This window comes from Variovorax ginsengisoli (genome assembly GCF_030486595.1).
GTDB classification, from domain to species: Bacteria; Pseudomonadota; Gammaproteobacteria; order Burkholderiales; family Burkholderiaceae_C; genus Variovorax; species Variovorax ginsengisoli_B.
Genome location: NZ_JAUJZH010000013.1, coordinates 1 through 12975, shown reverse-complemented (window position 1 = coordinate 12975; position 12975 = coordinate 1). Strand labels below are relative to the sequence as shown.

The window sequence follows — 12975 nt, the reverse complement described above, 5'->3', positions numbered from 1 at the left end:
GATGCGCATGAACGCCGACACCTCGAAGAACCTCAACACCGCCCTCGCTCAGAACGGCCCCGGCACCCGACGCGTCGACGTCCTGGTGGTCGGCGGCGGCTTCGGAGGCATGTACGCCGTCTACCGCTTTCGCGAGATGGGCCTCCGCCTGCAGGCCTTCGAGGCCGGGGGCGACCTGGGCGGTGTCTGGTACTGGAACCGCTATCCGGGCGCGCGGGTCGACCTGCCCAGCATCGACTACAGCTATTCGTTCTCGCCCGAGATCGAGCAGGAATGGACCTGGTCGGAGCAGTTCGCGGCCCAGCCCGAGCTGCTGCGCTACATCGACTTCGTCGCCAGCAAGCTCAGCCTGCGCCCGCACTTCCAGTTCGACACGCGGGTCAACCGTGCCAACTGGGACGCGGCGCGCGGGCTTTGGGTGCTCAAGACCGACCGCGGCGAGACCTGGGAGGCGCCGTATTGCGTCATGGCGACCGGCCCGCTGTCGGTCCCGAAGGAGCCGGACATCCCCGGCGTGAAACGCTTCAAGGGCCGCCTGCTGCATGCCGCCCGGTGGCCGCACGAACCGGTCAGCTACGAGGGCCAGCGCGTCGGCGTCATCGGTACCGGGTCGACCGGCATCCAGATCGTGCAGGAGATCGGCCCGCAGGCCGGCGAACTCTTCGTCTTCCAGCGCACGCCGAGCTTCACCATGCCGATGCGCAATGTCGAGCTCGACGCCGAGTACGTGGCCGAGGTCAAGCGGCACTACCCGGGGATCCGCGAGGCGGCGCGCAACAGCGCCGTCGGCGGCACGCGGCCGCAGTCGACGCGGGCCTTTTTCAGCGTCACCCGGGCCCAGCGCCAGGCCTTGCTGGAAGACGCCTGGAAGCAGGGCGGGCTGGCGATGCTCGGCACCTTCTCGGACCTGATGCTCAACGAGGAGGCGAACGAGCAGGTGGCCGAGTTCGTGCGCAACCGGATCCCCGAGATCGTCAAGGACCCGGTGGTCGCCGAGAAGCTCAAGCCCAAGGGCTATCCGATCTTCGCCCGCCGGCCTTGCCTGGACTCCAGCTACTACGAGACCTACAACCTGCCGAACGTGCACCTGAAGGATTGCCTCGCCGATCCGATCGTCGAGGTCACCGAGAAGGGCGTGCGCACCGAGTCGGGCGAGGTCGAACTCGACATGCTGATCCTCGCCACCGGCTACGACGGGCTCACCGGCGCCATGATGGCCTTCGAAGTGACCGGGCGCGACGGGCGGACGGTCAACGACAAGTGGAAGGAGGGCGCGCGCTCGTACCTGGGGCTGATGATGGAAGGCTTCCCGAACCTCTTCATGACCACCGGCCCCAACGGTCCGGCGGCGCTCGCCAACATCATCCGCATCAGCGAGCACGACGTGGACTGGATCGCCGGGGCCATCACGCACATGCACAAGAACGGCCTGAAGACGATCGAGCCCACCCCCAAGGCCGAAGAGGACTGGATGGGCGTCGTGCGCAACCTGGCCAAGCGCTCGCTGATCAACAAGGCCAAGACCTGGTGGGTCGGCGCCAACGTGAAGGACAAGCCGCAGGGTTTGACGCTTTTCACAGGGGGCTTCCATGCCTACCGGCAGTACACGGCGGCGGCCGCGCATGACGGGTACGCCAGCTTCAGCTTCGGGCCGGCGAAGGCCGATGCGGAGGCCGAACCGCGATTCGCCGCGGCGGATCCGGTCGCCGGGGTCTAGCCACCGCGTCACAAGGGAGACGGCATCCTGGCTGCGGCCGCGTTCTAATCGTGGACACCGGGCGCCATGAACGGACGCCACCCTCCAGAACGAAGGACACACCATGTTTGCCGAACCCTCCCCCAAGACCCGCGATCTGCTGCAGCGCCTGCGGCAATTCTTCGACCAGCACATCTATCCCAACGAAGCGCGCTATCACGAGGAGATGGATGCGTTTCGCCGCCAGGGCAATGCATGGCAGGTCTCGCCGTTGATCGAGGAACTCAAGCCGCTGGCCCGCGCCGCCGGCCTCTGGAACATGTTCCTGCCGCACGAGCACCGCGGCGTGCCGGGCATCTCGAACCTCGACTACGCACCGCTGTGCGAGGTGATGGGGCGTGTCTCGTGGTCGGGCGAGGTGTTCAACTGCTCGGCGCCCGATACCGGCAACATGGAAACCATCGAACGCTACGGCACCGAGGCGCAGAAGGACCAGTGGCTCGAGCCGCTGCTCGCCGGCGAGATCCGCTCGGGCTTCCTGATGACCGAGCCGGCCGTGGCCTCCTCGGACGCCACCAACATCCAGTGCACCATCACGCGCGAAGGCGACGAATACGTCATCAACGGCCGCAAGTGGTTCTCGTCCGGCGCGGGCAGCCCGCGCTGCAAGATCTTCATCGTGATGGGCAAGACCGACACCGAGGCGCCGCGTCATGCGCAGCAGTCGATGGTGCTGGTGCCGCGCGACACGCCCGGCGTGAGCGTGCTGCGGCACCTCTCGGTGTTCGGCTACGACGATGCACCGCACGGCCACATGGAGGTGCTGCTGGAGAACGTCCGCGTGCCGGTCGGCAACATCCTGCTCGGCGAGGGCCGCGGCTTCGAGATCGCCCAGGGCCGCCTGGGCCCGGGACGCATCCACCATTGCATGCGCTCGATCGGCGCTGCCGAGCGCGCGCTGGAACTGATGTGCGACCGGCTTCGTTCGCGCATCGCCTTCGGAAAGCCCTTGGCCGAGCAATCGGTCTGGCACGAGCGCATCGCCGAGTCGCGCTGCTTGATCGACCAGGCGCGCCTGCTGACGCTGAACGCCGCCTACAAGATGGACACGGTCGGCAACAAGGAAGCGCGTGCCGAGATCGCCATGATCAAGGTGGTGGCCCCCAACATGTCGTGCAAGGTGGTCGACTGGGCGATCCAGGCGCATGGCGCGGCCGGCGTCAGCCAGGACTTCTGGCTGGCCGAGGCCTATGCGCACCAGCGCACCGTGCGCATCGTCGACGGACCGGACGAAGTGCACCGCAATGCCATCGCCAAGCTTGAGCTGGCGAAGCGGCCTGCGGCGGCGTAGGGCCTCGCGCGGGGAGGGCGGCCGCAGCCGCACCTCGTCGTCGAAGCCCTAGGCTGCGCCTTGCCCGGCGCGAAGCATCCCGGCGAGAACGCGGTGCTTCGATTGCTCGATGTGCGCCATCATCTGCGCCAGCGCGCCTTCGCTGTCCCCGGCCTCCAGCGCGTGCAGGAACGCGAGGTGCTCGCGCATCGCTGGCACGACCTGGACCGGACGCATCGAGTCCGCGTCGTAGCGGATCAAGCGCACGTGGAGGCTGTTGACCCGATAGATCTCGGACAGGATTTCGTTGCCGATGGCGTCGACCATCTGGTCGTGCAGTCCCCAGTCCACGGCCTGGGCATCCTTCTCGAGGTGCTCGTCGGGGTGCGGCTGCATCGCGCGCTCAAGAATCGCCTCGTGCTGCTTGATCAGCCGGGCAATGGTCTCGGGGCTCGCGACACGCGCGAAGTTCACGACCGCCTCGCGCTCCACCATCGCCCGCACCTGCCACGCATTTCGGATCAGCTTCATGTCGACGGATGCGATCTGCAGCCCGCGCTGCGGCACGGTCTTGATCAATCCGGCAGCCTCGAGGCGGGGGATCAGTTCGCGCACCGCGGCCAGGGGCATCTCCAGCAGTTCCATCAGTTCCCGCTGTGAAACGAACTGGCCCGGCCGGATCCTGGCGTCGATGATCTGTTGCCGGAAACCCTGGTAGGCGCGGCTGCGCTGGTTGACGTGTTCGCCTTCGTTGGCTCCCGCAGTGGCGGATTTCACGGCCGCGGTTCGGACGATGGCGCTGGTGTTCATGGGGTGAGATGTTAAGCCGCGTCGAGCGCGCGGACCTCATGGCGAGGAACTAGGGTTAATACTGAACTATGACTGACATGTCAGTTGGAGTATAGTTCGATACCAGCGCAGCACTCAGCGTCCACAGCCATCCCTCACCACCACTGGAGTCGTTCTCATGGGTCTCGATCTCACCGGCGTCATTCCGCCGCTCGTCACACCGTTCACCGCGGACGGAAGCATCGACGAAGCCGCCTTCCGCAAGGTCATTCGTTTCAACCTGGACAAGAAGGTCCATGGTGTCTGCCCGGGCGGCAGCACGGGGGAGGGCCACACCTTCACGGTCGACGAGTTCAAGCGCGTCATGGAAATCACCGCAGCGGAAGTCGCGGGCGCCGTGCCGATCGTGGCCGGCATCATCTCGAACAGCACACGCGATGCCATCAACCGCGCCAAGGCGATCGCGCACCTGCCCATCGCCGCGCTGCAGGTCACGCCGGTCCACTACCTGTTCAAGCCGGACGAGGAAGCGACCCACAACCATTTCAAGGCGCTCACCGAAGCCACGGATGTCCCCGTCGTGATCTACAACGTCGTGCCCTGGAACTACCTGAACCCGGCCCAGATGATTCGCCTCATGCAGGAGCTGCCCGGTGTGCAGGGCATCAAGCAGAGCCAGGGCGACCTCAAGCTCATGGCCGATCTGCTGCTCGGCGTGCCGGCAGGCTGCAAGGTGTTCTCCGCCGTCGATGCGTTGCTGTATTCGTCATTCGCGCTGGGCGCGCACGGCACGATCGCGGCAACGCCGGCCGCACTCCCGGGTGTGTGCGTCACCCTGTGGGACACCGTGCAGGCGGGTGACCATGTGAAGGGGCTGGAAATCCACAAGGCGATGCTCGCATTCTGGAACGCCTTGGTCGGCGACAACCTGCCGGCCAACATCAAGACCTCCATCACGCTGCAGGGCTGCGACGCGGGCTTGCCGCGCGCACCGATGCCGGCGACCCAGCCGGCTCAGCTGGCCCGCATCAAGGCCGCCATGGACAACGTGCTGCGCTTCGACAACTGAAGCCCGGGCAATCAACGACTACGGAGACAAGGAAATGACCATCCAACGCAGACAACTACTCAAGCTCGGCGCGGTCGCCGCCGCCAGCGGCGCACTGGGTTCGCATGCCTGGGCGCAAGCCTTCCCGAGCAGGCCCGTCACGCTCGTCGTGCCGTTCGCCCCGGGCGGCAACACCGACATCGTGGCCCGGACCGTCGCGGTCGCACTGGGCAAGGTGCTCGGCCAGTCGGTGATCGTGGACAACCGCGCCGGCGCGGGCGGCTCGATCGGCGCTGCACAAGTCGCACGCGCCGCGCCGGACGGCTACACCTTGCTGCTGTGCGGCGCCGGCGTGGTGGTGACCGTTCCCGAGATGGTCAAGACCAGCTACGGGCGCACCAACTTCGCGCCGTTGGGGCTCGTCAACAAGAGCTCCATGGTGTTGCTCGCCCGCAAGGACGAGACGCGCTTCAAGAACTTCAAGGAGTTCGCCGCCTATGCACGCTCCGGCGAAGGGAAGCTGACCGCGGCGCATTCCGGCCCGGGCACGCCCAACCACCTGGCCCTGCTGCAGCTGGAAAGCTTGCTCAAGACCAAGTTCACGATCGTCAGCTACAAGGGTTCCGGTCCCGCGCTGATCGACCTGATCGGTGGCCAGATCGACGTCCACTTCGACCAGGTTCCGAGTGCGCTGCAGCACATCAAGGGCGGCGCGCTGCAGGCGCTGGCGGTCCTGGGGCCCACCCAGGACCCGCTGCTGCCCGGCGTGCAGACGGTCTCGGAGCTCGGCTTCGGCAGCATCGACGGCACGACCTATGTCGGCGTCCTGGCGCCGAGCGGAACTCCGAAGGACGTCCAGGACAAGCTCGCGGCCGCTCTGGCGCAGGCGGTGAAAGACCCGCAGACGGTGAACAGCGCCCGCGAGCTCGGCAGCGTGGCGCTCTCCAGCACGCCGCAGGAATTCGGACGGATCCTCGAAGCCGAGTACGCACTCGCCGCCCAGGCCACCAAGGACGGCCGCCTCAAGGTCGACTGACAAGTGAAGAAGATCCTCAACGACCCGAATGCCTACGTCGACGAAATGCTCGACGGACTCTGCATGGCCCATCCCGAACTGCAGCGCCGCGGCGACGGCGGGCGCGTGGTGTGCCGCGCGGGCGGGGCGGTGTCCGGCAAGGTCGGCATCGTCACCGGCGGCGGCTCGGGCCATCTGCCGGTGTTTCTGGGCTATGTCGGGGAAGGGCTGCTCGACAGCTGCGCCGTGGGCAACGTCTTTGCCGGACCTCGGATGGACGACTGCATGGAAGCCATGCGCGCGGCCGATGGCGGTGCCGGCGTGCTGCAGCTGTATGGCAACTACGGCGGCGACCGCATGAACTTCGAGATGGCCGCCGAGATGCTGGCGCTCGACGGCATGGACATCGCATCGGTCCGGGTGTCCGACGACGTCGCGAGCGCGCCCATGGCGCAGCGCGAGAAGCGCCGCGGCGTGGCCGGACTCGTGCTGGTCTACAAGGTCGCGGGCGCGAGCGCGGCAGCGGGCGCAACGCTGGCGCAGGTCGCAGCGGTGGCGCGCAAGGCCAACGATGCATGCCGATCGATCGGGGTGGCGCTGTCGCCCTGCGTGGTGCCCGAATCCGGGCAGGCTTCGTTCAGCATCGACGCCGGAGATGTCGAGTTCGGCATGGGCATCCATGGCGAACCGGGCATCTGGCGCGGACCGCTCAAGAAGGCCGACGCGCTGGCGGACGAGATGCTGGCCCACGTGTTGCCGGAGCTGTTCCTGGCTTCGGGCGATCGCGTGGCCGTGCTGGTCAACAGCCTGGGCGCCACCCCGGCCGAAGAGCTCTACATCCTCTACCGGCGGGTGGCGTCGGTGCTGGCCGAGCGCGGCGTCACGGTCGTGCGGCCCCTGGTGGGTCGCTATGCGACGTCGATGGAAATGGCCGGCGCCTCGTTGAGCGTCATGAAGCTCGATGCCGAACTCGAAACCCTGCTGGCCGCGCCGGCCCATTGCCCGTTCTGGAGTGTCCGCTGATGCTCGACGCCCCCACTCTGACCGCCGCCGTGCCGCGCTGGTGCGCGGCCATGCATTCGGCGGCGCCCGAACTCAATGCGCTGGACGGCCGTCTCGGCGATGCCGACCTGGGCGTCACGCTCGACAAGTGTGCAACGCTGATCGAGCAGGCCTTGCCTGAACTGCCCGACACGCTGGAAGGCATCTTCAAGCGCTGCGCGCAGGCCAGCGCCAAGGCATCGGGATCGAGCTTCGGCACCCTGCTGACGGTCGCCCTGGCCACGTCGGCCAAGCGCTGCGCGGGCGTGGCCTCGCTCGATCGATCCGATCTGGCGGCGCTGCTGGGCGAGGTGGTGTCGGTGCTGTCCGCCCGCGGTGGCGCCAGCCTCGGCGACAAGACGGTTCTGGACGGCCTGCACGCGATCCAGTTCGCACTTGCCGGCGCGTCCCCGGAGGCCGCTGTGCGTCAGGTCGCCAGCAGCGCGATGCGCGATGCGCTGGATGCCTTTCGCGACCAGCCCAACCGGATCGGCCGCGCCCGCATGTTCGCGGACAAGACCATCGGCCTGGACGACCCGGGCATGGTGGCATTGCAGCGCATGGTCGACAGCCTCTGAGCAATTTCAGGGGGCAGCCGAGCTCAGGACCCTGTCGAAGTAGGCCGGGACCTCGGTGCCCAACCGTTGCAGGAACGCGGGCCGATCGAAGCCCGGCGGATCGGCCGCGATGTCGCCGTCGGGCGTCGGGATGGGCATGCCGGGGATGTCCATGAATGCCGAGTGCCAGGCGCCGGGAACGCGGCGCAGTTCGACCCCGGACAGGTTGCGCGCGATCCACTCGGCATGGAAGCGCGGGACCAGATATCGGTCCTGTTCGGCTTCGTAGACCAGGGTCGGGACCTGGATCGCGGCCAGCGATCGCGCTGAAATGACGGCGCCCAGCGGGGCCAGCGCGACGATGGCGCGAACCCGGCCGTCCGCCAGCGTCGGCACCCCCTGATCCGTCTGCCCGGTGCGGGTCGCTGCCGGGTCTCCGGTGCGAGCCAGGCCGCAAAGAATCGGATCGTCGGCACGCTCGCTCGCGCAATGGGTGGCGAGGCGTTGCAGCTCGGGCTCTGCCCCGGCCAGCGCCAGCACCGTGTAGCCCCCCGCCGAGTGTCCGACGGCGCCGATGCGCGGCCCCCTGGCGTCGCGCGCGATCCGGTCCTTCCAGGCGGGGTCCTGCAGCAGCGCGTCGATCACGCGCGAGGCCTGTTGCGGGCGCGCGCTGAAGTAGCGGGCCGGGCCGTTCGCGAGCAACGAGCCGTCCTGCCAGTTGTCGCCGGGATGGCGCAGCGCGGCGACCAGGTAGCCATCGCGCGCCAGCGCTTCGGCCAGGCTGGCGTGGGCCAGTTCCGAGCCGCGGTGTCCGTGGCTCAGGACGATCAAGCCTTTCACCTGTGCCTCAGGCGCACCGCCCAGGGCGGCATGGACCGTGAACGGGCCCATCGCGACGGTTCGTTCGGGCGCCTGCGTGGGGTAGAACAAGGCGACGGGGATGGGCCCGGGGTCCGCGGGCAGGCCGGGAACGCTGAGGGTCCGGAATCCTGCCTGGCTGGCCAGGGCGTTGATCGACAGGAACAGGCCGAGGGCCAGCAGGAGGCCACGTTGTCTGGTGCGCATGAGCGGGTTCCTTGAAGGAAGTGGCAGGGGTTGCCGGGTGGTCGGGATCGCCATCGTCATGGCGCGACCTCCACCGCGCCATCGCCATGCGACGGAGCACCCGGAACCCGGCGTCAGGCGCAGTCGGGTGGCGTGAACGCGCCGCAGACGTCCCGAACGCAACGGCGCAGCCAGCGGTGCGCCAGGTCGCCATCCAACCTCGGGTGCCAGAGCAGCGACACGGTGATCTCCGGCTCGGGCATCGGCAGGCGAAAGCTGTGCATGCCGGCGCGCAGGCCTTCGGTGTGGCGTTCAGGAACACTGGCGATCAGGTCGGAGGCCCGAGCCAGTGCCAGCGCGGTCGCGAACCCGCCGACGACCGTCCCGACCTCGCGCTCCAGGCCGAGCGGCTTCAGGGCTTCGTCGATCGGGCCTTTGTCGGCGCCGCGCCGCGACGCGACCACGTGGCTTCCGGCCGCGTACCGGGCTGCCGTCATCTCGCCCCGACACAGCGGATGCCCGGTGCGCACGACGCCAACGAATCGGTCCCGGAACAGGGCCTGCACGCGGACTTCCGGTCCGGTGGTATTTCCAATGACCCCCGTCTCGAGATCGACCGTGCCGTCGCGCAGGGACGCGCTCTCCTTGTCCGCCTTCTGCATGAAACGCAGCCGCACGCCGGGCGCTTCACGACCGGCGCGTTCGAGCAGACCGGGTCCGAAGGTCTCGACGAAGCCTTCGCTGGTGCGCAGCGTGAACGTCCGGACCAGCGCCCGGAGGTCGAGCGCCTCGGCAGGCCGCAGGACCGCCTCGGCCTCCTGGACGAGCTGGTTGACGCGCTCGCGCAGATCCAGCGCGCGGGGAGTGGCCACCAGGCCCCTCCCGGCGCGGACCAGCAGCGGGTCGCCGGTGGTTTCCCGCAATCGCGCGAGGGCCCGACTCATCGCCGAAGGGCTCAGGCGCAAACGTCGCGCAGCGCCCGCGACGCTGCCTTCGGCCAGCAGGACGTCGAGGGTGACGAGCAGGTTCAGATCAGGCGTCGACATGCGCCGAAGCTAGCACGTTCGGGCTGACATGGCGTTCGGTGCACGTATATGTTGCAACTGCTGCGCCTTCCGCAATTCGCACTGGCGTCCTATCGTTCGAGCACTGCTTGACGAGGGTCGTCCAAGCGCAACTGAAAGGGAAGAAGTCATGGCCAGCAACACGCTCGAAGCATCGATCCAGGGCATCAAGTCCGTCTGGGGCCCGCTGAGCGAGCAGGTGGTCGCCGGGTGCAGGCGCCACTTGGCCGACCTTCTCCGGGCACCGGGCACGGAAGACTGGCTGGCAGCCTTGCACGTCGAAGCGCCGGCGAACAAGGAGCTCCATCGCGATCCGACCCACGGCTTCGTGCTCCTGGCGCATTCGGAACACGCGGGGCTCTACAGGCCACCCCATGACCACGGCCGGGGCTGGGTCATCTACGCGATCCAGCAGGGCGAGATCGAGATGAGAACCTATGCGCGGGTGGCGAACCGCAACGGCACGGTCGGGCTCGTGATGCGGGACTCGACGCTGATGCGGCCGGGGCAGGTCCAGGTGTATCTGCCGGGGGACATCCATGACACGCGGTGCATGAAAGGGCCGGCGCTCCTGTACCGGTTCACCGAGCGCGACCTCAAGAAGGAAGACAAGGACGAACACCGGGTGACGCGCTATGTCGAGAAGGACGGCGTCTGGACCTTCGGCACGCCATGATCGAAACCTCGACCGCGCAAGGTTCGCGGGCCGCCGCCGTTGCGGCGGTGCTGGCGGCGATGGTGCTCGTGGTGCTCGATGCGGGCATCGTCAACGTCGCGCTGCCGACGATCGGACGATCGCTGCAGGTCGCGCCTGCGATGTCGGTATGGGTCGTCACGGCCTACCAGGCGGCGTTGATGATCGGACTGCTGCCTTGCGCGGCATTGGGCGAGAGCCTGGGCCATCGCCGGGTGTTCAGGGTTGGCGTTGCGGTGTTCACGGTCGCTTCCGCGTTGTGCGCGCTCTCGCCTTCGCTGCCGTGGCTCGTCACGGCCCGTTTTGTCCAGGGCCTCGGCGGCGCGGCGGTGATGGCGCTCGGCGTTGCCCTGTTGCGCTCCGTCGTTCCGCGTCGACGGCTCGGCGCCGCCATCGGCTGGAACGCGCTCGCGGTCGCGCTGTCGTCCGCGGCGGGTCCGACCGTCGGCGCGCCGATCCTCACGAACTTGAGTTGGCCCTGGCTGTTCACCTTGAACCTGCCGCTGGGTGGCCTGGTCCTGATCGCCACGCGTGCATTGCCGGCGCTCGACGGGACGGCGCGCCGCCTCGACCTGGCCAGCGTGGCGCTGAACGCAGGGGCACTGGCCTCGCTGGTCATTGGCGCGGAGCTTCTGGTCGAGGTGCCGGCCCTGGCCGCGGTGCTCCTCGCCGCAGCGGCTTTCGGGCTGACGGCGCTGGTCCGGCGGGAGATGCCGAAGGCCACGCCCCTGATCCCGCTGGATCTGCTCCGCTCGGCGTCGATGCGCCTCTCGGTGATCGCCTCGATGTGCTGCTTCGCGGGCACGACAGCGGGCCTGATGGCGCTTCCTTTCTACCTGCAGCACAGCCTGAGGCAGGGCGCGCTGACCACAGGGCTCTTCATGACGCCCTGGCCCCTGGCCGTGGCGGTCGCGGCGCCTCTTGCAGGACGTCTGGCCGACCGCGTGCCGACGGCGTGGCTTTGCGCGGCTGGCGCCACGCTGCTCGCGTTGGGGCTGGCGGCGGCCTCGCTGTGGCCCCTGAAGGGGAGGTCGCAGCCACTGATCCTGATCACCGTGGCATGCGGGCTGGGCTTCGGGCTGTTCCAGGTGCCGAACAACCGCAACCTGTTCCTGTCCGCTCCCGATGATCGGAGCGGGGCTGCCGGAGGCCTCCAGGGCACCGCCAGGCTGGCGGGTCAAACCGCAGGCGGAATCGTCATGAGCCTGCTGTTCACTGTCGCATCCGCCGACGCTGCGCCCAGGATCGGGCTCGGAATCGGCGCCGTGCTGACCTTGGCGGCGGGCATCGCGAGCCTGGTGCGGGCGAGACCGGCCGGGCAACGACCGGACGGGTCGGCGGCATGGTCGCCGCTGGAAAACGGCCTGCTCAAGGTGCACGCGTCAAGACGCTCTTGACCGACTCTTCGACGCAGAACGCATGAATGGGCTCGACCCGTCCGCGCAGGGCCAGTGCCCCGAGGTCGTGGGTACGGATTTCGGGCGGCGCCGCCAGGGAGGCCAGCGCTTCCGCCGAGGCGATGAACAGGCATCCGACCTCGCGGGTTGCCTGCTCGAGGCGCCCGGTCGTGTTCATGACGTCGCCATGGTAGACAATCGCGCGGCGCACCTGGCCGACCTCGCCGGCGATGACCTCGCCCAGGTGCAGGGCCGCGCGCAGTTCCGGCTGCACGCCGAAGCGCTGGACAAACCGGTTCGCGTCGGCGGCAATTGCAGCGCGCATCGCGAACAAGCAGCGCAGCGCCCGCGCATCGACGACGCCGTCCGCCTCGACCCAGGTAATCACGATCTCGTCCCCGACATACTGGTAGATTTCGCCGCGCCACAGCTCGATCGGTTCAGCGACCGCTGAGAACACCGCGGCCAGGAAGCGGTGTGCCTGCAAGGCGCCGAGCCGCTCGGCGATCGCGGTCGAGCCCACCACGTCGACGAAGAGGAAGAAGCGTCGCTCGGCGAAGGGCTGTCGATACTTGCCTGTCAGCAGGGCCATGAAGGTGCGGTAGCCGACGAGGCCTGCGGCCTGAAACATCATCACCATGACGGCAACCGGCACGAGCGACAAGAACGCCGCGATCAGGCCGGTGCGCGCGTCGTAGGCGGTGACGACGCCCAACAGGCGCTGCCCCGGCTGGCCAGCGATCACCGCCCAGGCGATCGCGCCGTAGACGAGCGTCTTCAGGATGAACACCGCGACAAACGGCAGCGCGTCGAGCCAGCGCATCGAAGCGCGCGGCAGCAGGAACATCTCGATGCCGGCGATCGACGAAGCCGTGAGCACGGCACTGATGACGCCGATCGGCATGGAGATCAGCAGGGAAGCGAGCAGCGAGCGAGCGTCCGGGGCGGCCATCGCGCCCGCGTAGACGGCACCGACGCCGGCGCCGATGGCCGCGGCCATGCGCACGACGCGCATGAAGCGCCGGATTCGTTCGCGCGCGACGGCTGAAAGCGGGGCGGTCATCTGGCTTCGAGTCTAAGGGCGCCGCGCGCGCGTCTGGTGCGAGACTTGCATGGAGGAATCGTTCGAAATATCGTGTGGCGTTCGTCACACGCGAATCCAAACAGCTTTTCAGAAAGGCCATCAGCTCATGAGCACGATCAAGACCAAGGACGGCGTAGAGATCTTCTACAAGGATTGGGGCCCCAAGGACGGCCAGCCGATCATGTTTCATCACGGTTGGCCGCTTTCCAGCGACGA

General features: G+C 68.2%; 13 protein-coding genes. 9 read left to right on the top strand and 4 right to left on the bottom strand.

Features of this window, described 5'->3' with window-relative positions:
* Nucleotides 1–7: 7 nt before the first annotated feature.
* Both QZH52_RS18290 and QZH52_RS18285 read left to right on the top strand, forming a co-directional pair.
* Nucleotides 8–1717 (top strand): flavin-containing monooxygenase, encoded by a 1710-nt coding sequence (locus tag QZH52_RS18290; protein WP_301811686.1) that lies wholly within the window; start codon nt 8–10, stop codon nt 1715–1717.
* A 103-nt stretch (nt 1718–1820) separates the two neighbouring features.
* Nucleotides 1821–3047, top strand: coding sequence for an acyl-CoA dehydrogenase family protein (locus QZH52_RS18285; protein WP_301811684.1), 1227 nt, complete (start codon nt 1821–1823; stop codon nt 3045–3047).
* Between the two features lie 48 nt (nt 3048–3095).
* Here QZH52_RS18285 and QZH52_RS18280 read toward each other — a convergent pair whose 3' ends face one another.
* Complete coding sequence (locus QZH52_RS18280; RefSeq protein ID WP_301811682.1) at nt 3096–3836, bottom strand: GntR family transcriptional regulator; 741 nt, start codon at nt 3834–3836, stop codon at nt 3096–3098.
* A gap of 157 nt (nt 3837–3993) precedes the next feature.
* Between QZH52_RS18280 and QZH52_RS18275 the strand changes: the two genes are divergently transcribed.
* The 4 genes from QZH52_RS18275 to QZH52_RS18260 are packed head-to-tail and all read left to right on the top strand — an operon-like array spanning nt 3994 to nt 7497.
* A complete protein-coding gene (locus QZH52_RS18275; protein ID WP_301811680.1) occupies nt 3994–4884 on the top strand; it encodes a dihydrodipicolinate synthase family protein in 891 nt (296 codons plus the stop codon).
* Nucleotides 4885–4918: 34 nt separating this feature from the next.
* The gene (locus QZH52_RS18270) at nt 4919–5899 is read left to right on the top strand and encodes a Bug family tripartite tricarboxylate transporter substrate binding protein (protein ID WP_286538137.1); all 981 of its coding nucleotides are present in this window, start codon (nt 4919–4921) and stop codon (nt 5897–5899) included.
* A 3-nt stretch (nt 5900–5902) separates the two neighbouring features.
* The gene (locus QZH52_RS18265; protein ID WP_301811677.1) at nt 5903–6901 is read left to right on the top strand and encodes a dihydroxyacetone kinase subunit DhaK; all 999 of its coding nucleotides are present in this window, start codon (nt 5903–5905) and stop codon (nt 6899–6901) included.
* Nucleotides 6901–7497, top strand: a complete 597-nt coding sequence (locus QZH52_RS18260) for a DAK2 domain-containing protein (protein ID WP_301811674.1) — start codon at nt 6901–6903, stop codon at nt 7495–7497. The genes QZH52_RS18265 and QZH52_RS18260 overlap by 1 nt, the downstream gene beginning before the upstream one ends.
* Before the next feature lie 6 nt (nt 7498–7503).
* Here the strand turns inward: QZH52_RS18260 and QZH52_RS18255 are convergent, their stop codons facing one another.
* Together QZH52_RS18255 and QZH52_RS18250 are read right to left on the bottom strand one after the other, a co-directional pair.
* Nucleotides 7504–8541: an alpha/beta hydrolase family protein gene (locus QZH52_RS18255; RefSeq protein ID WP_301811671.1), complete on the bottom strand. Its 1038-nt coding sequence runs from the start codon at nt 8539–8541 to the stop codon at nt 7504–7506.
* A gap of 113 nt (nt 8542–8654) precedes the next feature.
* Nucleotides 8655–9566, bottom strand: coding sequence for a LysR family transcriptional regulator (locus QZH52_RS18250; protein WP_301811669.1), 912 nt, complete (start codon nt 9564–9566; stop codon nt 8655–8657).
* A 148-nt stretch (nt 9567–9714) separates the two neighbouring features.
* Between QZH52_RS18250 and QZH52_RS18245 the strand changes: the two genes are divergently transcribed.
* Together QZH52_RS18245 and QZH52_RS18240 are read left to right on the top strand one after the other, a co-directional pair.
* Nucleotides 9715–10260 (top strand): cupin domain-containing protein, encoded by a 546-nt coding sequence (locus QZH52_RS18245; RefSeq protein WP_301811667.1) that lies wholly within the window; start codon nt 9715–9717, stop codon nt 10258–10260.
* Nucleotides 10257–11675 (top strand): MFS transporter, encoded by a 1419-nt coding sequence (locus tag QZH52_RS18240; protein ID WP_301811663.1) that lies wholly within the window; start codon nt 10257–10259, stop codon nt 11673–11675. The genes QZH52_RS18245 and QZH52_RS18240 overlap by 4 nt, the downstream gene beginning before the upstream one ends.
* Here the strand turns inward: QZH52_RS18240 and QZH52_RS18235 are convergent.
* A complete protein-coding gene (locus tag QZH52_RS18235; protein ID WP_301811661.1) occupies nt 11647–12738 on the bottom strand; it encodes an adenylate/guanylate cyclase domain-containing protein in 1092 nt (363 codons plus the stop codon). The two genes, QZH52_RS18240 and QZH52_RS18235, sit on opposite strands and share 29 nt — an antisense overlap.
* A 127-nt stretch (nt 12739–12865) precedes the next feature.
* On the opposite strand from QZH52_RS18235, the gene QZH52_RS18230 reads away from it, so the two are divergent.
* On the top strand, nt 12866–12975 hold a 110-nt coding region (locus tag QZH52_RS18230), incomplete at its 3' end, for an alpha/beta fold hydrolase (protein ID WP_301812050.1).